The organism is Streptomyces collinus (assembly GCF_031348265.1).
In the GTDB taxonomy this organism is placed as follows: Bacteria; Actinomycetota; Actinomycetes; order Streptomycetales; family Streptomycetaceae; genus Streptomyces; species Streptomyces collinus.
This window is the reverse complement of record NZ_CP133771.1, coordinates 3032731-3051933: the sequence shown is the minus strand read 5'-3', so window position 1 is coordinate 3051933 and position 19203 is coordinate 3032731. Positions and strand designations below refer to the sequence as shown.

Below are 19203 nucleotides of genomic sequence, written 5' to 3'. Positions count from 1 at the left end.
AGGGGGATCAGACGAGGGCGGGGGCGATGGTGTGCTGATTGGCGGGGCGCGGGAGGCCGTAGCGGTCCCGCAGGGTGCGGCGGGCGCTGCCGTACTCGGTGCGGAGCAGGCCGCGGGCGCGCAGGACCGGGACGACGTGGTCGACGAAGGCCTCCAGGCCGGACGGCAGCAGCGCGGGCATGATGTTGAAGCCGTCGGCCGCGCCCGACTCGAACCAGAGCTGGATGGTGTCGGCGACCTGCTCGGGCGTCCCGGCGAAGGTGAGGTGCCCGCGCCCGCCGCCGAGCCGCCCGATCAGCTGCCGCACGGTGAGCCGCTCGCGCCGGGCCAGCTCGACGACGAGCGTGTAGCGGCTCTTGGCACCCTCGATGGCGCTCTCCGGCGGCAGATCGGCGGGGAGCGGGCCGTCCAGTTCCAGGCTGCCGGGGGCCACTTGCAGCAGCCGCTCCAGGCGGTCCACGCCGTGCGCGTGCACGATGTGGTCCTCCAGGACCCGCTCGTTCGCCCGCGCCTCGGCCTCCGTGGAGCCGATCACCGGGACGATGCCCGGCAGCACCTTGATGTGGTCCGCGTCCCGGCCGGCCGCGACCGTCCGGGCCTTGAGGTCGGAGTAGAAGGCCTGCGCGTCCTCGACGGTCTGCTGGGCGGTGAACACTGCCTCCGCGTACCGCGCGGCGAACCGCTTGCCGTCCTCGGAGGAGCCGGCCTGCACGAGCAGCGGGTAACCCTGCGGCGAGCGGGGCACGTTGAGCGCCCCCTCGACGCTGAAGAAGCGCCCCTGGTGCCGGGGCGGGTGGATCTTCGCGTCGTCGCCCCACACGCCCGCCGCCTTGTCGGCGACGATCGCGTCGTCCTCCCAGCTGTCCCACAGCTTCAGCGCCACGTCGAGGAACTCGGCGGCCCGCGCGTACCGCTCGGCGTGCGCCGGCTCGGCGTCCAGACCGAAGTTCCGGGCGGCCTCGGCACCGGCGGTCGTGACGATGTTCCAGCCTGCTCGGCCACCGCTGAGATGGTCCAGCGTGGCGAACTTTCGGGCCAGGTTGTACGGCGAGTTGTACGAGGTGGAGGCCGTGGCGATCAGGCCGATGTGCTCGGTCGCCGTCGCCAGGGCGGTCAGCAGCGTGATCGGCTCCAGTGCCCCGGCGGGCCGCTGCGCGAGGTTGTTCCACAGCTGGGGGCCGTCGGCGAGGAACAGCGAGTCGAACGTGCCGCGCTCGGCGATCCGGGCGAGCCGTACGTAGTGCGCCAGGTCCACATGCGCGTACGGGTCGCTCTCCGGCAGCCGCCACGACGCCTCGTGGTGGCCGGTGTTCATCAGGAACGCGTTGAGATGCAGCTGTCTGCGGGTCATCGATGGTCCTCCGTGACGCCGAGCGCGGCCAGCAGCCGCTCCCGGTACTCGCCGAGCAGGGGGTCGCGGTACGACCGCGGGTGCGCGCGGTCGATGGTGAGGTCGAGGCCGATGCGGCCCTCCTCCAGGACGAGCACCCGGTCGGCGAGCACGATCGCCTCGTCCACGTCGTGCGTGACCAGCAGCACCGACGGCCGGTGGCGCTCCCACAGCTCCCTCAGCAGGCCGTGCATCCGGATCCGGGTGAGGGCGTCCAGCGCCCCGAACGGCTCGTCGGCCAGCAGCAGTTCCGGCTCGCGGACCAGGGACCGGGCCAGGGCGGCGCGCTGGGCCTCCCCGCCGGACAGCTCGCCCGGCCAGGCCCGCTCGCGGCCCTTCAGCCCGACCTCCTCCAGGGCCGCACGGCCCCTGCGGCCGGCGTCCTTGCCCTCCGCGCCGAGCAGCACGTTGTCGAGGACCCGCCGCCAGGGCAGCAGCCGGGAGTCCTGGAAGACCACCGACACCCGCTCGGGCGCGATCAGCTGCCCGGAGCCCGTGACGCCGTGGTCGAGTCCGGCGATGGCCCGCAGCAGGGTGCTCTTGCCGGAGCCGCTGTGCCCGAGCAGGGCCGTCAGCTGCCCGGCGGGCAGGTCGAGGTCGATGCCGTCGAGGACCGTGCGCCCGTCGAACGACCTGGTCAGGCCGCGCAGTTGGACGGCGGGGCGGGTCAGCTGCTCAGTGTGCGGCGCCATGACAGCACCCTCCGTTCGACAAGACGGACCGCGCTGTCGGAGATGAGGCCGAAGATGCCGTAGACGACCAGGCCGACGAGGATGACGTCCGTCTGGCCGTAGTTCTGCGCCTGGAACATCATGTAGCCGAGGCCGCTGGTGGCGTTGATCTGCTCCAGCACCACCAGGCCCAGCCAGGATCCGGTGACCCCGAGCCGCAGCCCGACGAAGAAGCCGGGCAGCGCGCCGGGTACGACGACCTGCCGGATGAACCGGAGCTTCGACAGGCCCTGCACCTCGGCGAGTTCGACGAAGCGGCTGTCGATGCCGGACAGCGCGGCGTGTGTGTTGAGGTAGATCGGGATGTAGACGACGATCGCGATGATGGCGATCTTGAAGGTCTCGCCGATGCCCAGCCAGAGGATGAACAGCGGGATCAGACCCAGGGTCGGGATCGCCCGGTTGAGGTTCACCGTCCCGTCGATCAGCGCCTCCCCGGTCCGGGTCAGCCCGGACGCCAGCGCGAGCAGGATCCCCACGACCAGGCCGATCGAGAAGCCGGTGGCCGCGCGCTGCAACGAGGTCAGGATGTCGTCCGGCAGCGTGCCCGCGCTCCACAGCCGGCTGCCCGTCTCCAGCACGGTCCAGGGGGCCGGGATCGCGCCCGGGTCGAGCAGCCCGGCGGCGGAGGCGACGCTCCACAGGGCGAGGACGGCCGCGGGCCCGACGAGCCGGGTGGCGGGCAGCCGCTTGCCGGGGGCCAGCCGCCGGCGCCGGCGCACCTGGCGCGTCCCGTCCTCGGCGAGGGCGACGAGCGGCGGGGTGGCGGTCGTGGTCGTCGACTGGGTCGACGAGTGCGTCGTCGTGTGCGTCGTCGTGGTCACGGCGGTCACCTCCGGTACTCCGCGGGCACGGCCTTCGCCGCGAGCGACTCGAAGCGGTGGTCGAAGAGTTCGGAGACGTCGAACTTCTTCACGAAGCCGCCCTCCGCGAGCAGATCGGCGGTCTCCTGCTCCCACCGGATCGCCTCGTCCCAACGGGGCGGGAACAGCGGCTTGTTGGCCAGCGCGGTGACCGCCTTCGCCTGGGCGAGGGTCAGGTTCTGCGTGCCGACGTAGAACCGCTCGTTCCACTCGTCGGGGTGCTCGTACGTCCACACCTGGCTCTTCGCCCAGTACGGGACGTACGCGGCGACCGCGGCGGCCTTCGCCCGGTCGTTCAGCACCGACACCGGCGCCCACAGCAGGCTCAGCAGGTCCACCACGTCCGTGGCGATGGTGCGGGCGGACTTGTACTGCGTCAGATACGCGGGTGCCTGGGTGTTGGCGAGCGGGGCGATGTCCACCTGCCCGGACTGCAGGGCGGTGAGGAACTGGTTGCTGGTCAGCGGCACCAGCTCCACGTCGTCGTACGCCAGCCCGGCCTTCTTCAGCGCCCGCAGCAGGACGACGCCCTGCGCCTGGCCCTGGGAGAAGGCCAGCCGCTTGCCCCGGAAGCCGGAGACCCGGCGGATGTCGCTGCCGGGCTTGGTGGCGAAGAGGTAGTTGGGCTTGCGGGTGATGTTGATCGCGACGATCTTCGCGTCGAAGCCCTGGTAGTGAGCCTGGATCGGCGGAATCCCGGCGTTGTTGGCGACGTCCAGGGACTGCGCGCGGAAGGCGTTGATGACATCGGGGCCCGCGCCGATGTTCAGCCAGTTGGACACCTTGAACGGCAGATCGTCGAATCCGGCCAGCTTGAACTGGAGTTGCTGCGCGTTCTGGTACGAGGAGATCTTCAGGCCCGTCCCCGCGGGGACCTTGGAGGCCAGTGGAGCGTCGGAGGCCGTCTCGTCGGCCGCGGCGCTGCTGTCCGCGCAGCCGCTCAGTCCGGCCGCCGCGGCCGTCACGCCGAGCAGCGAGGTCAGGAACAGGCGCCGGTCGGGACCGGAAACGGGGGGCGAGGGCATGGGAGGCTCCCTGGGTATGGAAAACGGCACAGCGCGCGGAATTCCGGGCAGGAAATGACCTGCCAAGGAATTCACGCGAATGTCACAAAGGAAGAAGAAGACGCTCCGTGAAGGGGCGCCGGGGGCGCGTCAACGGGTCAGCAACAGAGGGTGCGACAGCTCGTGAGCGGGCTCATGAACAGGATGTTCCTGGTCGGCGGCCCGCTCTGTCAACATTCCGAGTTTCTGAATTAAATAGCGTCAGGTGACGCGGCCAGCGGATCCCGGTAAAGGACGTCGAGCGCCACCGCGCCACCCGCAACGGCCAGCACGGAATCCGGGAAACTGACAGGCGAGACGGTCGCGGCGCGATCCGCTCCGACCTCCTCCCGCAGCGCGGCCAGACAGTCCGCCCGGTGCATGACCCCGATCTCCGTCACGACCACCCGCTCGGGATTGAGCACATCGAGCAGCAGCCCGACGGCACGACCCACCCGGCGCGACCGCTCCCGCAGCAGCCGCACGGCCACCGGGTCGCCGGCCGCCGCGGCATCGACCACGTGCATCGGGTTCACCCCGTCGACGACGCCCGCCGCACGGGCCCGCCGGCACAGCGTCCCTTCGCTCAGTTCGGCCTGGAGGCAGCCCAGCCGGCCGCAGTCGCAGGGCTCCGTGCCGCCCGGCACCGGCAGATGGGCGATCGACCCCGCCTGGGAGCGCGGGCCGTGGTGCACCTCGTCATGGGTGGCGAACGCCGCGTCCACGACATGGCCCGCGAACAGGTGCAGCACACTGCGGCTGCCCCGCGCCCGCCCGAACAGCCGCTCCGCGTTCACCAACGCCCGTGCGTGGCCGTCCACATGGACCGGCAGCCCGGTGCGCGCCCCGAGCACCTCCCGCACCGGCACCTCGCGCCAGCCCAGCAGCGGATGCTCCACGACGGTGCCCGAGTCCCGGTCCACCCAGCCGCCCGCGGCGAACCCGACCCCCAGCGCCCTGCTGCCCGGTGCCCCGGCGAGCAGCGCCGCCAGCGTGTCGGCGGCCCGGGCCAGCACCTGCGCGGGCTGGGCCCGTCCGTGCTTCACCTCGCTGCGGGCCAGCACCCGCCCACGCAGATCCAGGAGCGCGACCGTCGTGTACGGCACCGCCACGTGCACCCCGCCCACCACGAACCGGGAGTCGTCCAGGTCGACCGGCAGATGCGGCCGCCCCACACCCTTGGACCGCCGCGGCACGGCGGACTCCCGGATGAGCCCCAACTCGGCGAACCGGGCGCAGTAGTCGGTGACCGACGCCGGTGACAGGCCCGTCAGCCGGGCGATGGTGCTGCGCGCGACCGGCCCGTGCTCCAGCACGGACCGCAGGACGACGCTCGCACTGGTGCGGCGCCGGTCGCTGTCGGCGACACGGGGGATGGGGGACGTCAGAAGGGGAGCCGCTGTACGGGGCATGGGAATCTTCCTGGAGGCCGGTCCGACACTGCGCCGTCTCGATCGGCGGACCGGATCCCTCCGCCCCGCCTCACACCGGGCGGCGACAGGTGGCCGTGCCCTGGCGTCGCAGGTCGACATAGCGACGCGACGAGAAGTACCGGGCCTGGGCAACCATGTCGGCGACGCTAGCAAAACGACCAGGGGCTGCCCAGACGGCGACCGACGGGCGAGACGGCGCGCGGAGCCTTTGGGGGAACCCTACAGACGCGCCCCGTCCCGCTCTCGTGGCGCATGGCACCCCATCACCGTGACCGGCGTCACCGCATGGTCGCTGTAACCCGCATCCTTTGTGCGAAGCCGACCAACGGCCGGTCCACGTCTTTGTGGACGGCTGACGGTGATCGGGCCGGGCACGCTGGGATAGCGTCACGATGTCCCACCGGCCCTCACCTTCGCGGAGTCCCCATGAGCACCGCTGCCGCCACACCCGCCAGCACCGGGCAGGTCCTCGCCGACCTGCTCCCCGCATCCCGAGTCCGGGACGCGGCCCTCGTGCTCGGCGGCGCCGCGCTCACCGGCCTCGCCGCCCAGATCTCCGTGCCCGTGCCGGGCTCCCCGGTGCCGGTGACGGGCCAGACCTTCGCCGCGCTGCTCGTCGGCACGTCCCTCGGCGCCGGCCGCGGCTTCATGGCGCTCGCACTGTACGCCGTGGCGGGCATCGCGGGCGTGCCGTGGTTCGCGCAGGGCACCTCGGGCGTCGCCCCCTCCTTCGGCTACATCCTCGGCATGATCCTCGCCTCCACCGTCGTCGGCGCCCTGGCCCGCCGCGGCGCCGACCGCTCGGTGCTGCGCATGGCCGGCACGATGCTGGTGGGCGAGGCGATCATCTACGCCATCGGCGTGCCCTACCTGGCCCTCGCCACCGGCATGTCCGCCACCGCCGCGATCGCGGCCGGCCTCACGCCGTTCCTCATCGGCGACGCGCTGAAGGCGGCGCTGGCGATGGGCGCCCTGCCGACGGCCTGGAAGTTCGCGAACAAGCGCTGACGGCACAGGAGTTGCGGAAGAGGCCCGCCGGGGCGATGCCCACGGCGGGCCTCTCCGCGTTCCGCGCGGCGTGACAGCGGCTGGTTCAGCCCTCCTGAGCCCCCGGCCGCCGCCGCTGCGACCACCACATTCCGGCCACGCCCGCCGCGAGCAGCGACGCCCCGGCCGCGCCCAGCGGCAGCAGATCACGGGCCGGACCGGTCTTCGGCAGCTCCTTGCCGCCCGGGCCCGCCGGCTCGTTGTCGGTACCGAGCAGCAGGGGCGTGGCCGGAGCGTTCGGCGACGGGTTGCTCGTGCCGAACGGCACCGGGCCCTGCTGCCAGAAGGTCTTCTTCCCGTCGCCCGTCTGCACGGGCAGACAGATCTTCCCGGTCTTGCCGAGGTCGAACGTTGCGTCGACGGCGTACGACTTCGACTTACCGGCCGCGAGATTGTCGATCGGGCATGCGAATCCGCTGTTCGAGCCTTCCGGAAGTCCGTTCTCGGGTATCGCCGAACATCCCTCGACGCCCTTGACGACAAGCCCGTCGAAACCGACGACCAACAGCCTGATCTTTCCGCTGTCCTTGCTCCCCTCGTTCTTCACCGTGGCGGTAATCGCCGTCTTTTCCGAGCCGTTGTCGACCGAGATCTTCCCGGGCAGCAGCGTGGTGAGCTTCACCCCCGCCGGCGCCTCGTCAACTGCCTTTCCCCCCTTGCCGCTCGGCGGCCCTTCGTCCTCCGCCCCGGCCGTGCCGGAAAGGATCAACACCGCCGAGAAAGATGCCATGACCAGCGATCCCGCGACCGCTGTCGAACGACGAGAACTCATGTTCGCCCCCCTTGCGTCCCCCTGGGCTGCGCCTGAATTCGCAGCACTGAAAGAGGTACCACAAGATTTCACCGCACTATCCTGGTGCAGCACGAAGTGTGACCATTGTGTTTCACTGGAGTCGGTCGCGGTGTCGTGGAGGGGGTGCAGCGGATTGCCGGGGAATGCGAACAGCGGCGGTGTTCCAGGGATATTGGTGACGGGACGCTATCGGTTGGTCGAAAGTATCGGCCAGGGGGGAATGGGGCGGGTGTGGCGAGCCGCCGACGAAATACTCGACCGGCCGGTCGCCGTCAAGGAAATGCGGATTGACGGTCTCGACGCGGAGGACAGCAGGACCCGCCGCGAACGCACCCTGCGCGAGGCCAGGGCCACGGCCCGGATCGACCACCCCAACGTCGTACGGGTCTACGACGTGGTCGACGAGGGCGAACGCCTGTGGATCGTCATGGAGTTGGTCGCGGGCCGCTCCCTCGAACGGATCCTCACGGAGGCGGGCCCGCTGAGCCCCGGCGAGACGGCCCGCATCGGACTCGGACTGGTCGCGGCGCTGCGGCAGGTGCATGAACGGGGCGTACTGCACCGCGACATCAAGCCCGGCAACGTACTCGTGGAGCCCGCGGACGGGGTGGCCGGATCCGGGCGCGGCGACGGCACCGGTTCCGGCCGCGGAGGGCGGATCGTCCTCACGGACTTCGGGATCGCCGCGATCCAGGACGCCAAGGCGCTCACGATGGTCGGCATGCTGGTCGGCTCGCCCGACTACATGGCCCCCGAGCGCATCTCCGGCCGCCCCCAGGGCCCGCCGTCCGACATCTGGTCCCTGGGTGCGACCCTCTGCGCGGCCCTGGGCGGCCGCTCCCCGTTCTCCCGCGACACCACGCTCGCGACACTGCACGCGGTCCTGTACGAGGAGCCGGAACTCCCTGCCGCGGCAGGCCCGTTGCGGGACATCCTGACGTCCCTGCTCGCGAAGGAGCCGTCGGCCCGCCCGGACCTGGACGCGCTGGAGACGGCACTGCGACCGGTGGCGTTCCCGGTCCCGACACCGACGGTCACGGTGACGGTCGGGGTGGGACCGGGGGAGGCGGAGCCGGAGCGGGTACGGGAGCCGGAGCCGGAACGCCGGCGGGAGGCGGGGCCGGAGCCGAAGTCCGAGACGGACGAGGAGTCCCCACCGCCCCTGTGGCCACCGGCTGCGCCTGATCTGGAAACCACCCTCGGCGTGCGGCAACCGGCCCCGCAGCCGCACTCGCTGTCGCAGCCGCAGTCGTGGGCACCTCTGCCCACGCCCCCGCAGGAATCCACGCAAGAAGCCCCGCATGAATCACCGACCCCCGCCTACCTCCCGGCACCCAGGGACCCCCGCCGGCCCGCCCCCGCCCCGGGCCCGCACCTCCACCCCGCACCCACCACACCCACGGAGACGTCCACACCCACGGAGACGTCCGCGAAGTCCCGGGGCCCGGTCTCCCTCACCCGCGCACAGGCGGAGACCGAGCGCCGCCCCCACCCCGCACCCACGCCGATGCCGCCGGGTGAACTCCCCGGACCGGCCGTCCCGGCCGCGCCCGGCGCGCGTCCCCGGCACGGCGCGGGCCGCCGTCGTACGGCGCTCACCGCCGCGGCAGCCACCCTCGCCACCGCCGGCACCGTCGTCGGCATCCTGCTGGCGACGTCAGCGGGCTCACCGGGAGACGACGACACTCCCCGCGCCGGATCCTCCGCGTCCGCGCCGGCCAACCATGGCGGCAGCACCACCGCCCCCTCACCCACCGTCGAGGGCACCGCGAGGCCGCAGACCCTGCCGCCCGGCACACACCGGGAGGCGGGCGGGTTCGCGTGGGCGACGCCGGACGGCTGGCGGCGGGACGTGAAGACGGGCGCGGAGGTGCACTACACCTCCCCGGACGGCACCCAGGAACTGGTCGGCAAGTCCTCCCTGGCCCGCGGCGACCTGCTGGAGACCTGGCAGACCTCGGAGCGCAACGCCCACCAGGGCCAGGACTACCGCAAGATCCGCCTGGAGGAGACCACGTTCCGCGGCCACCCGGCGGTGGTCTGGGAGTACACGTTCACGCTGAAGGGCGTCCACTGGCACGCCCGGCTGCTCGGCTTCAACGTGACCGGCAAGTCGTACCAGGTCAACACGTGGTACGACGCCGGGGCCGAACAGGAGGCACTCGTCATCTACGAGAAGGTCAGGGACAGTTTCACGGTGCTGTGAGCGGCCGTGGGAAAGCGATGGAAAAGGAGAGGGGCCTGTGGTGCGTGCGGCAGCACGCACCACAGGCCCCCGTTCACGACGAACGGTGAGGCGGTGGCCGCAGGATCAGCCGGCCGACACCTCGCTGCGCTCCTCACCCTGAGCCTGCGGGGCATCGGCGGCCGGCCGGCCCCCGCGCACTCCCTTCTTCACGAAGGCGATGACGAGCACCACCGCGGCGACGAGCAGCGACAGCAGGATGGTCTGGCGCCCGTCGTGCTCGGTGTCGGTGAGCATGTAGCCGAGGATGAACACGATCAGCCCGGCGGTCGCCCAGGTCAGGTACGGGTACAGCCACATCTTCACGACGAGCTTCTCGGGCGCCTCGGCCTTGATGATCTTCCGCATGCGCAGCTGGGAGAAGCAGATCACCAGCCACACGAACAGCGCGACCGCACCACTGGAGTTCACCAGGAACAGGAAGACGGAGTCCGGGAACTTGTAGTTGAAGAAGACGGCCACGAAGCCGAAGGCGACGGAGGCGAGGATCGCCGTGCGCGGCACACCGTTGGAGGTCGTGCGGGCGAAGGCCTTCGGAGCGTCGCCGCGCTGGCCGAGGGAGAAGGCCATGCGGGAGGCGGTGTACAGGCCGGAGTTCAGACAGGACAGCACCGAGGTCAGCACGATGAAGTTCATGATCTGACCGGCGTGCGCGATGCCGAGGGAGTCGAGCGCGGCGACGTAGGAGCCGTCCTTGGCGATGGCCTTGCTGTCCCACGGAAGCAGGCACACGACGACGGCGATCGAGCCGAGGTAGAAGACGGCGACACGCCAGATGATGCTGTTGGTGGCCTTGGTGACGGCCTGCTGCGGGTTCTCGGACTCACCGGCGGCCAGGGTCGCGATCTCGCTGCCCATGAAGGAGAAGACGACGAGCAGCACACCGGTGAGGATGGCGCCGGCCCCGTTGGGCAGGAAGCCGCCGTGCTCGGTGAGGTTGCCCAGCCCGGCCTGCTCACTGTCCACACCGGGCAGCAGCCCGAAGACGGCCAGCCCGCCGATGACGATGAACGCGGCGATGGCGACGACCTTGATGCCCGCGAACCAGAACTCGAACTCGCCGTAGGAGCCGACGGAGACCAGGTTGGTGGCGGTCAGCACCACCATCACGATCAGGGCCCAGCCCCACTGGGGCACGGCCGGGATCCACCCCTCCAGGATCACGGCACCGGCGGTCGCTTCGACCGCCAGCACCACGACCCAGAAGAACCAGTACAGCCAGCCGATGGAGAAACCGGCCCAGGACCCGAGGGCCCGGTCGGCGTGCGCGGAGAAGGAACCCGAGGTCGGGTTGGCGGCCGACATCTCACCGAGCATCCGCATCACCAGCACCACGAGCGTGCCGACGAGGGCGTACGACAGCAGGATGCCGGGCCCGGCGGTGGCGATACCGGAGCTGGACCCGACGAAGAGTCCGGCGCCGATGACACCGCCGATGGCGATCATCGAAAGATGCCGGTTCTTGAGCCCGGCCTGCAGCCCGGAGCCCTCGGCTCCGGGTTCTCCGGGCCCTCCGGGTTCGTTTCCGGTCTTGTTCATGGTCGGCTGCGAGGTCATGGAACGGATTTCCTTTGCGCCGGGGAGCTGTACTTCCGTACGAGACGCACGAGCCGCACGAACGGGGTGTTTCGCGGCATGGCGGTGTACGGGGGACTCGCACGAGCGGTGTACGAGCCGGTCCAGTGAATCGGAGGCGAACGGATAGGAGAACCTTTGAATCCAGATTGTTACTTGAGGTTTTCCTGAGGTTCAGTAATGCGGCTCACATTTGCCTCGGGTTTTCAGGAGCGACACCCCGCGCGCCTTCCCCGAAACACCCGTGTCACACTCGTCCCATGCGCGTGTACCTCGGCTCGGACCATGCGGGCTACGAACTCAAGAACCACCTCGTCGAGTGGCTGAAGCAGGCGGGTCACGACCCCGTCGACTGCGGCCCGCACATCTACGACGCCCAGGACGACTACCCGCCCTTCTGCCTCCGCGCAGCGGAGCGCACGGCCGCGGACCCCGACGCCCTCGGTGTCGTCATCGGCGGCTCGGGCAACGGCGAGCAGATCGCCGCGAACAAGGTCAAGGGCGTCCGTGCGGCCCTCGCCTGGAGCGAGGAGACGGCGTCCCTGGGCCGTCAGCACAACAATGCGAACGTCGTCGCGGTGGGCGCGCGCATGCACTCGCAGGACGAGGCGACGAAGTTCGTGGAGACGTTCCTCGGCACGCCGTTCTCCGGTGACGAACGTCACATCCGCCGGATCGACATGCTGTCCGCCTACGAAACGACCGGCGACCTGCCCCCGATCCCGCCGCACCACCCGCAGCAGTAGCCGACCCGGCCTTCGGGGGTCGGGGCGGGGCGGAAGTCACGCTGTGCTGCGGGTTTCCCGCAGGGGCTGGACTTCTGTTCTGGCAGGGCGAGAGCTGCCCCCCGGCAGGGGGCGCAAGACCTGCCACGAGCGGGGAGCTCCGCCCGCCGGCAGGGCCGGAGCTCTGCTGGGGACAGGAGCTCTGCCGGGGGTCAGGAGCAGCCCCCCGCGGGGGTATGGGGGCGGAGCCCCCGAGAGGGGTGCAGGGGACGAAGTCCCCGCCGGGGTCCGGGGCGGAGCCCCGAGGCGACCTCGTCTCTCGACTCAACCGTGTAGGGCGGGCGGGTGGGCAAACCCTGCCCAGGCGCAGCCCCGAGACGTCTCGAAGGACCGCGCCGGGCAGACGGGTGGGCCGAGCCGGCCCGGGACCCCAGCCCGCCGCCCGTCCCGGCCGCCGGCAGGCAACCGCAACGACCAGGGAGACCCCGTGCCGGAAGGCCACACCATCCACCGCCTGTCCCAGGACTACGCGGCCGCCTTCCTCGGCACAAAGCCCCGCACCACCAGCCCCCAGGGCAAGTTCACCCCCGCCGCCGACCTCCTCACCGGCACGGAACTCACCCACACGGAAGCCCACGGCAAACACCTCTTCCTCGGCTTCCGTGACACCGACTGGATCCACATCCACCTGGGCCTCTTCGGCAAGGTCACCTTCGGCCCGGCCCCGGAACCGCCCCCCACCGACACCGTCCGCCTCCGCCTGGCGAACGACACCGCCTACGTGGACCTCCGAGGCCCCACCACCTGCGCCCTCATCACACCCCCCGAGAAGCAGGCGATACACGACCGCCTCGGCCCGGACCCCCTCCGCGGCGACGCCGACCCGGACACCGCGTACCGCCGTATCACCCGCAGCCGTACGACGATCGCCGCCCTCCTCATGGACCAGAAGGTCATCGCCGGCGTCGGGAACGTGTACCGCGCGGAGGTCCTCTTCCGGCACCGCATCGACCCGTACCGTCCCGGCAAGGACATCACCCCCACCGAGTGGCACGCGATCTGGAGCGACCTCGTCGACCTCATGCACGAAGGCGTCCGCAACAACCGCATCGACACCGTCCGCCCGGAGCACACCCCCGAGGCGATGGGCCGCCCGCCCCGCGTGGACGACCACGGCGGCGAGGTGTATGTCTACCGCAGGGCCGGCCTGCCCTGCCACATCTGCGACGGCGAGATCCGCACCGCCGACCTCGCCGCCCGCAACCTCTTCTGGTGCCCGTCCTGCCAATGCCCCTGAGCACCCCAGCCGGTGAGGCCCCCCCGCCCTCAGAAGCCGTGCGGCAACCACGGAGCCACGGCGGTCCCGAACCCCAGGGAGGCCTCCGCCAGCGCCCCCTGCCGTACCTCCCGCACCCGCCCGGCCGCCGCCAACGAGGCCAGCGACACACCCCCGAGGTACGCGGCCCCCAACTCCCTTATGGACAAAGCGAGATCCGCCGCATCCGCCGTACGCTCGCAGGACGCCCCCTTCGCATCCCCTCTGAGCCGCCAACGCCCGGAGTTCCAGGGGCAGAACGCGTCCTCCACCTCGAACACCACATCCACCGGCGCCTGATACGTCCGCGCCTCCAGTGCGGCCCCCAGGTCCACCGGCCGCAGGTACAGCGAATCCAGCAGCTGCGGCCGGCACCGCCGGATGTCGGACACCCAGTGCCGCCACCCCTCGTCCACCGGCCGGCCCCGCCTCCGCACCACCAGCGACGACGTCAGGTCGATGCCGAACAGGAACCGCCACAGCGCCGCGTCCGCGGCGGGGTCCAGCGCGGCCAGGCTCTGTAGGATCACCGTGCCGTCGGGCCCGGCGGCATCCCAGTCCGGTTTGACGCGGAAGCGCGCGTACCCGACCGTCTCGCCGTCCCGCTCGGCGAGGACGCACTGCAGGGGCGACGCTCCTTCCCGGTCGCTCTCCGGGTCGAGCAACTCGAGCCGCTCCCAGCCGGGCTGCCGTGCCAGCATCCCCGGCCGCGACGGGACCAGCCGGGCGTACACCGCCTCGCACGAGTCGAGTACATCGGCGGGAACCGCGTACCGCACCCGCACGTCATCCGTGCCCGCCGGCAGCGACGTGAGCCGCACCCGGGTCGTGTCGATCTCGGCGTTCAAGTGGAAGGTGGCGGCCTCGTATCCGAACCGGCCGTAGATCGCCGGTTCGGAGGCCGTCAGCACGGCCAGCGGCTCACCCGAGGCCCGGACGTCGTCCAGTTGCCGCCGCATCATCGAGGTCAGCACCCCGCGCCGGCGATGGGTGGCGGCCACGCTGACCATGGTGACGCCCGCGGCCGGTACCGAGGCGCCGCCGGGCACCGTGAGCCGGAAGCTGAACACCCCGGCCGTCCCCACGCACTCGTCGCCGTCCCAGGCGCCGAGGGAACGGTCGATCTCGGTCAGCGAGTTCCACAACTCCCGCTCCTCGGTGGACTCCGGCACCCCTCCGAAGCCCCGGATGAGAGTGTCGTACCACTTGTCCCAATCATCACGCCGAAGTACCCGAAGGCCGGGCGCGGAGCCGGTCGCGTCAGTCGCCATGGGCCATGCCTACCAGGGCGATGCGGGACGAGCGAGGGAATTTCTCCCGGAGGGCGGCGGAGCGGCGCGCCGTGAAGTTCACTGTGAAGTCGGCCCTCGGACGGGGGACAAGTGGGACCTCCCGTGCCAAGCGGCTGGTCCGATGGATAGGGTCCCGAACTAATGGCATCAGGACGAGAGCGGCGTGCGGAAGCCGATACGTTCACGGCCCGGTTGAAGAAGCAGTGGCACCGGGTCCGCGTCGGCGTGCGCCGCGCCGCCGTGGACTACTTCCGCGGCAACGGCTCGGACTGGATCGCCCTGGCCGGTCTGCTCCTGATGGTTCCCGTGATCGCGTCGGCCACGCTGGCGAACTCGGTGTGGTTCTCACCGGCCGCGCTGGTCCTGCCCGTCGTGGTGGGCGGTCTGCTGCTGCGCCCGGCGAGCCTGCTGGGCCTGTACGCGGCGGCGGCCACGGCACTGATCGTGGAGTCGGTGCAGCTCGGCCCGTACACGGAGGGCCCGTCGCGGGTCACCCCGGGCGTCGTGCTCGTGGTCGCGGCCTGCGGCTTCTTCGGGCTGCTCCTCGCTCAGTTCCGCAGCCGGGTCGGTGTGCCCTGGCGGCGCGGCGGCACCATGCTCTTCGACCTGCGTGAACGCATCCGGGTGCAGAGCAAGCTGCCCGATCTGCCGAACGGCTGGCACCGGGAGATGGCCCTGCGCCCGGCGGGCGGTCAGTCGTTCTCGGGCGACTTCGTGGTGGCGGCCCGTACCAACGGCGGCCGCACGCTCGAAGTCGTCCTCACCGACGTCTCCGGCAAGGGCATGGACGCGGGCTCCCGCGCCCTGCTGCTGTCCGGCGCGTTCGGCGGCCTGCTCGGCTCGCTCCCCCCGCACGCCTTCCTCCCGGCCGCCAACGGCTACCTCCTGCGCCAGGACTGGGACGAGGGCTTCGCCACCTCCATCCACCTGGTCCTCGATCTGGACTCCGGCGACTACGAGCTCTACTCCGCGGGCCACCCGCCGGGCCTCCAGCTCAGCGCCGGCACCGGCCGCTGGGAGGAGAAGGCGGCCGAGGGCCCGCTCCTCGGGGTGTACGACGGCGCCCAGTTCGACCCAGTGAAGGGTTCGCTGCGGCCGGGCGATGTGCTGATGCTGTTCACGGACGGCCTGGTGGAGACCGCCGACCGAGACATCGTCGAGGGCATCGACCGCCTCACCGGCGAGGCCGACCGCTATGTGGCCGGCGGCTTCCACGGCGCCGCCTGGCATCTCATCGAGGCCGTGGCCAAGGACGTCAACGACGACCGGGCCCTGCTGCTGATCTGCCGAGAGGGCCCGACGGCCACCGTTCCCCGCTGAGGTGGGGTTTTCCCCCGGTGGGTTCGGCGGCCGTCCTCATGGCCCGGCCACCCTCCGGCTCCGTACGTTCGAGACACACCGGCGCACCGGTGCGGACGACTCGGATCCGGAAGGACACACATGTCAGGCGACTGGGCCGTGGAACTGCACGGCATCCGCAAGCGCTACGGACGCGGCCGCACCGCCGTGCACGCCCTGCGCGGCGTCGACCTCACCCTCCGGCACGGCAGTTACACCGCGGTGATGGGCCCCTCGGGCTCCGGCAAGTCCACGTTCCTCCAGTGCGCGGCCGGCCTCGACCGCCCCACGGCCGGCACGGTCCGCCTGGGCGGCACGGAGATCACCGGCATGAAGGAGAACAAGCTCACGGCCCTGCGCCGCACCCGCATCGGTTTCGTCTTCCAGGCCTTCAACCTGCTGCCCTCGCTCACGGTCGAGCAGAACGTCGTCCTCCCGATGCGCCTGGCCGGGCACCGCCCCGACCGCCGCCGCGCCGCCGAGGTGCTGCACCAGGTCGGCCTCGCGGACAAGGCCCGCCGCCGCCCGGGCCAGCTCTCCGGAGGCCAGCAGCAGCGGGTTGCCATCGCCCGCGCCCTGGTCACACGCCCCGACGTCGTCTTCGCGGACGAGCCGACGGGCGCCCTGGACACCACCACGGCCACGGAGATCCTCACCCTCCTGCGCGGGGCCGTGGACACCCACGGCGCCACGGTCGTCATGGTCACCCACGACCCGGCCGCCGCGGCCTGGGCCGACCGCGTCCTGTTCCTGTCGGACGGCGAGATCGTCGACCACCTGGACCGCGAGGGCGCTGCCGGTCATGGCCTGGACCGCGACCGCGCTGCCGGTCACGGCTTGGACCGCGACCGTTCTGCCGGTCACGGCCTGGACCGCGAGGCCGCTGCCGGTCACGGCCCTGACCGGGCCCACGCCGACCGCATCGCCGCCCGGATGACCTCCCTGGCCGCCCCGCGCGCCCACACGAAGGCAGCCGCCTGATGCTCGCCCCCAACGGCCTCGCCCGCGCGGCCCTCAGGTTCCGTCCCGCCGCGTTCGTGGGCACCTTCGTCGCCCTCGTCCTGGCCGCCACGATCGTGTCGGCCTGCGGCATCCTGCTGGAGACGGGCGTGCGCGCCTCGGTGCCACCCGAGCGCTACGCGCGCGTCCCCGCCGTGGCCGCCGCCGAGCAGCGGGCCGGAAAGCAGGACGAGAGCAGCGCGGTGCCGGACCGGGCCCGCCTGGAGGACTCCCTGGTCGCGAAGGCCGCCGCGGTCCCCGGAGTGCACGCGGCGATCCCCGACGTCTCCTTCCCGGTGCTCACGCCCGAAGGCAGGCTCACCGCCCACGGCTGGGGCTCCACCGCCTTCACCGGCGAACGCCTCACCACCGGCCGCGCCCCCGGCCCCGGCGAAGTCGTCCTCGCCGGCGGCGGACACGCCTCGACCGGAGACACGGTCACCCTCACTCTCCCGGACGGCCCCCGCACGTACCGCGTCTCCGGTACCGCCGCCGCCCGGGACACGGTCTGGTTCAGCGACGCCGAAGCCGTACGCGTCTCCGGCCGCCCCCACCGCGTCGACGCCATCGCCGTCCTTCCCGACCCCGGAGTCGGCGCCGCCGCCCTCGACTCCCGCCTCACCCGCGCCCTGGGCGGCCGGGCCGAGATCCACACCGGCGACGACCGCGGCACCGTGGAGAACCCCGCCCTTGCCGAAGCCCGCGAGGTCCTCATCGGAATCGGCGGCTCCTTCGGCGGCGTCGCCGCCATGGTCGCCGTCTTCACCGCGGCCGGCACCGTCGCCCTCGCGGTCGGCCGCCGTGCCCGCGAGTTCGCCCTGCTGCGCGCCGTCGGCACCACCCCGCGCCAGATCCGCCGCACCATCGCCACCGAGGCGCTGCTCGTCGCGCCGGTCGCGGGCGCGCTGGGCTGCCTGCCCGGAATCGCCCTGGCCGCCTGGTGGTTCGGGCAGCTGAAGGACAAGGGCGCCGTCCCGGAACCCGTCCGTCTCGCCGTCTCCTGGATCCCCCTCACCGTCACGACCGGGACCGTCCTGCTCACCGCCCTGCTCGCCGGATACACGGCGGCGCACCGCAGTTCGCGCATCAAGCCGGGCCAGGCACTGAGCGAGGCGTCCGTGGAGCGGCTGCGCCCGGGCTGGGTCCGCACACCGCTCGGCGTGGCGGCGGCGGCCGGCGGCTTCGTCTGCGCGGGCCTGGCCGCCTCGGAGTCGGGCGAGGACGCGGCCAACGCCGCCCTCGGCGTCGTCATGCTGTTCATGCTGGCCGTCGCCCTGCTGGGCCCGCTGATCGCCCGCGCCTGCGCGTCCCTGCTCGGACTGCCGCTGCGGGGTGCGGGAGCCCCCGCAGCCCTGGCCGCCGCCAACTCCCGCACCAACGCGCGGCGTCTGGCCTCCGCGATCACCCCGATCGTGCTCGCCATGGCGTTCTCCTCCGTGCTGGTCTTCCTGCACACCAGCGAGGACCGGGCCACCGCGGAGCAGCAGCGGGAGGGCATCGTCGCCGATCACATCGTCACGGCCGACGAGGGCGCCCTGCCGCCGGACTCCGTGCGACGGGCCGGGCAGACGTCCGGGGTCACCGCGGCCGTCGGCCTGCTGCGGACGTCCGTCCTCGTCCGCAGCTCGGGAGTGCTGACCCCGGTCTCCGCGCAGGGCGTCACGGGCTCGGCTCGCGACCTGGCCGCCGTGCAGGACCTGGACATCGACAGGGGCCGGCTGTCGCTGAAGCCGGGCGAGATCGCCCTCGACGCGTCCGTCGCCCGTAACGCGAACGTGGGGGTAGGCGAGCGCATCCGCATCCGTCTGCCCGACGGCACCGGAGCCACCCCGCTGGTGGCGGCGACGTACGGCCGCGGCTTGGGCCTGTCCCAGGTCACCCTGAACCGTGGTGATCTGGCCCGCCACGTCAGTTCCGCCTTCGACACCGAACTGTGGGTCAAGGGCGGTACGGCGAAGGCGCTCGCCCCGCTCGGCCACGTCAGGGACCGCGCCGACCACACCGCCGCCCAGTCCCTCGACCGTGAGCTCAACGCCTGGGCGAACACGGTCATGGCGGCCGTCCTCGGCGGCTTCGCTGCGGTCGCCGCCGTCAACACCCTGGTGATGACGGTGCTCGACCGCCGTGGCGAACTGGGCACGCTCCGCCTGCTGGGTTCCACCCGACGTCAGGTGCTGCGCATGGTCCGCTGGGAAGCGCTTCTGGTCGCCGTCGCGGGCATCGCGCTCGGCACGGCGATCGCCCTGGCCACGCTGGTGCCGATGATGAGGGGCCTGACGGGCCGGGGACCGTACATCCCCCCGCTCGTGTACGGCTCGTTCGTCGCGGCGATCCTCGCCCTCGGCCTGGCCGCGGTCACCCTGCCGGCCCGGGCGGCGCTGCGCGGGGAGACACTGGAGCGGTGACCGAGACAT

Annotated in this window: 15 protein-coding genes; 7 read left to right on the top strand and 8 right to left on the bottom strand. The window is 72.0% G+C overall.

Features of this window, described 5'->3' with window-relative positions:
• Positions 1–7 precede the first annotated feature (7 nt).
• From RFN52_RS13755 to RFN52_RS13735, 5 genes are all read right to left on the bottom strand, one after another.
• Positions 8–1351: an LLM class flavin-dependent oxidoreductase gene (locus RFN52_RS13755; protein WP_184846379.1), complete on the bottom strand. Its 1344-nt coding sequence runs from the start codon at positions 1349–1351 to the stop codon at positions 8–10.
• Positions 1348–2082 carry an ABC transporter ATP-binding protein gene (locus tag RFN52_RS13750; RefSeq protein ID WP_033314236.1) on the bottom strand — a complete coding sequence of 245 codons (735 nt, stop codon included), beginning with the start codon at positions 2080–2082 and terminating at the stop codon, positions 1348–1350. The genes RFN52_RS13755 and RFN52_RS13750 overlap by 4 nt, the downstream gene beginning before the upstream one ends.
• Positions 2058–2954 (bottom strand): ABC transporter permease, encoded by an 897-nt coding sequence (locus tag RFN52_RS13745; RefSeq protein WP_184846377.1) that lies wholly within the window; start codon positions 2952–2954, stop codon positions 2058–2060. The genes RFN52_RS13750 and RFN52_RS13745 overlap by 25 nt, the downstream gene beginning before the upstream one ends.
• Positions 2951–4009, bottom strand: a complete 1059-nt coding sequence (locus tag RFN52_RS13740; RefSeq protein WP_184846375.1) for an ABC transporter substrate-binding protein — start codon at positions 4007–4009, stop codon at positions 2951–2953. The genes RFN52_RS13745 and RFN52_RS13740 overlap by 4 nt, the downstream gene beginning before the upstream one ends.
• A 230-nt stretch (positions 4010–4239) precedes the next feature.
• Positions 4240–5439, bottom strand: coding sequence for an ROK family protein (locus tag RFN52_RS13735; RefSeq protein ID WP_184846373.1), 1200 nt, complete (start codon positions 5437–5439; stop codon positions 4240–4242).
• Positions 5440–5886: 447 nt separating this feature from the next.
• On the opposite strand from RFN52_RS13735, the gene RFN52_RS13730 reads away from it, so the two are divergent.
• On the top strand, positions 5887–6468 hold the full coding sequence (locus RFN52_RS13730; protein WP_184846372.1) for a biotin transporter BioY: 582 nt from the start codon (positions 5887–5889) through the stop codon (positions 6466–6468).
• Between the two features lie 85 nt (positions 6469–6553).
• On the opposite strand, the gene RFN52_RS13725 is transcribed toward RFN52_RS13730, so the two are convergent.
• Positions 6554–7279: a hypothetical protein gene (locus RFN52_RS13725; protein WP_184853886.1), complete on the bottom strand. Its 726-nt coding sequence runs from the start codon at positions 7277–7279 to the stop codon at positions 6554–6556.
• Positions 7280–7520: 241 nt separating this feature from the next.
• On the opposite strand from RFN52_RS13725, the gene RFN52_RS13720 reads away from it, so the two are divergent.
• On the top strand, positions 7521–9506 hold the full coding sequence (locus RFN52_RS13720) for a serine/threonine-protein kinase (protein ID WP_374050215.1): 1986 nt from the start codon (positions 7521–7523) through the stop codon (positions 9504–9506).
• Between the two features lie 105 nt (positions 9507–9611).
• Here RFN52_RS13720 and RFN52_RS13715 read toward each other — a convergent pair whose 3' ends face one another.
• Complete coding sequence (locus RFN52_RS13715) at positions 9612–11102, bottom strand: amino acid permease (RefSeq protein WP_184846368.1); 1491 nt, start codon at positions 11100–11102, stop codon at positions 9612–9614.
• Between the two features lie 278 nt (positions 11103–11380).
• On the opposite strand from RFN52_RS13715, the gene RFN52_RS13710 reads away from it, so the two are divergent.
• The gene (locus RFN52_RS13710) at positions 11381–11866 is read left to right on the top strand and encodes a ribose-5-phosphate isomerase (RefSeq protein WP_033314244.1); all 486 of its coding nucleotides are present in this window, start codon (positions 11381–11383) and stop codon (positions 11864–11866) included.
• Between the two features lie 466 nt (positions 11867–12332).
• A complete protein-coding gene (locus RFN52_RS13705; protein WP_184846366.1) occupies positions 12333–13142 on the top strand; it encodes an Fpg/Nei family DNA glycosylase in 810 nt (269 codons plus the stop codon).
• 29 nt (positions 13143–13171) lie between these two features.
• Here RFN52_RS13705 and RFN52_RS13700 read toward each other — a convergent pair whose 3' ends face one another.
• Positions 13172–14431 (bottom strand): GNAT family N-acetyltransferase, encoded by a 1260-nt coding sequence (locus RFN52_RS13700; protein WP_184846364.1) that lies wholly within the window; start codon positions 14429–14431, stop codon positions 13172–13174.
• Positions 14432–14593: 162 nt separating this feature from the next.
• On the opposite strand from RFN52_RS13700, the gene RFN52_RS13695 reads away from it, so the two are divergent.
• The 3 genes from RFN52_RS13695 (at position 14594) to RFN52_RS13685 (ending at position 19194) form a co-directional block, all read left to right on the top strand.
• The gene (locus tag RFN52_RS13695) at positions 14594–15772 is read left to right on the top strand and encodes a PP2C family protein-serine/threonine phosphatase (RefSeq protein WP_184846362.1); all 1179 of its coding nucleotides are present in this window, start codon (positions 14594–14596) and stop codon (positions 15770–15772) included.
• A 120-nt stretch (positions 15773–15892) separates the two neighbouring features.
• Positions 15893–16771, top strand: coding sequence for an ABC transporter ATP-binding protein (locus tag RFN52_RS13690; RefSeq protein ID WP_229856290.1), 879 nt, complete (start codon positions 15893–15895; stop codon positions 16769–16771).
• Positions 16771–19194 (top strand): ABC transporter permease, encoded by a 2424-nt coding sequence (locus tag RFN52_RS13685; RefSeq protein WP_184846360.1) that lies wholly within the window; start codon positions 16771–16773, stop codon positions 19192–19194. Before RFN52_RS13690 ends, RFN52_RS13685 begins: the two co-directional genes overlap by 1 nt.
• Positions 19195–19203: the final 9 nt, after the last annotated feature.

What these genes read in the sequence shown, in the direction of transcription:
- RFN52_RS13755 (WP_184846379.1), bottom strand. Translation starts at nt 1,351, where the DNA reads ATGACCCGCAGACAGCTGCATCTCAACGCGTTCCTGATGAACACCGGC.
- RFN52_RS13750 (WP_033314236.1), bottom strand. Translation starts at nt 2,082, where the DNA reads ATGGCGCCGCACACTGAGCAGCTGACCCGCCCCGCCGTCCAACTGCGC.
- RFN52_RS13740 (WP_184846375.1), bottom strand. Translation starts at nt 4,009, where the DNA reads ATGCCCTCGCCCCCCGTTTCCGGTCCCGACCGGCGCCTGTTCCTGACC.
- RFN52_RS13735 (WP_184846373.1), bottom strand. Translation starts at nt 5,439, where the DNA reads ATGCCCCGTACAGCGGCTCCCCTTCTGACGTCCCCCATCCCCCGTGTC.
- RFN52_RS13730 (WP_184846372.1), top strand. Translation starts at nt 5,887, where the DNA reads ATGAGCACCGCTGCCGCCACACCCGCCAGCACCGGGCAGGTCCTCGCC.
- RFN52_RS13725 (WP_184853886.1), bottom strand. Translation starts at nt 7,279, where the DNA reads ATGAGTTCTCGTCGTTCGACAGCGGTCGCGGGATCGCTGGTCATGGCA.
- RFN52_RS13720 (WP_374050215.1), top strand. Translation starts at nt 7,521, where the DNA reads ATGGGGCGGGTGTGGCGAGCCGCCGACGAAATACTCGACCGGCCGGTC.
- RFN52_RS13715 (WP_184846368.1), bottom strand. Translation starts at nt 11,102, where the DNA reads ATGACCTCGCAGCCGACCATGAACAAGACCGGAAACGAACCCGGAGGG.
- RFN52_RS13710 (WP_033314244.1), top strand. Translation starts at nt 11,381, where the DNA reads ATGCGCGTGTACCTCGGCTCGGACCATGCGGGCTACGAACTCAAGAAC.
- RFN52_RS13700 (WP_184846364.1), bottom strand. Translation starts at nt 14,431, where the DNA reads ATGGCGACTGACGCGACCGGCTCCGCGCCCGGCCTTCGGGTACTTCGG.
- RFN52_RS13695 (WP_184846362.1), top strand. Translation starts at nt 14,594, where the DNA reads ATGGCATCAGGACGAGAGCGGCGTGCGGAAGCCGATACGTTCACGGCC.
- RFN52_RS13690 (WP_229856290.1), top strand. Translation starts at nt 15,893, where the DNA reads ATGTCAGGCGACTGGGCCGTGGAACTGCACGGCATCCGCAAGCGCTAC.
- RFN52_RS13685 (WP_184846360.1), top strand. Translation starts at nt 16,771, where the DNA reads ATGCTCGCCCCCAACGGCCTCGCCCGCGCGGCCCTCAGGTTCCGTCCC.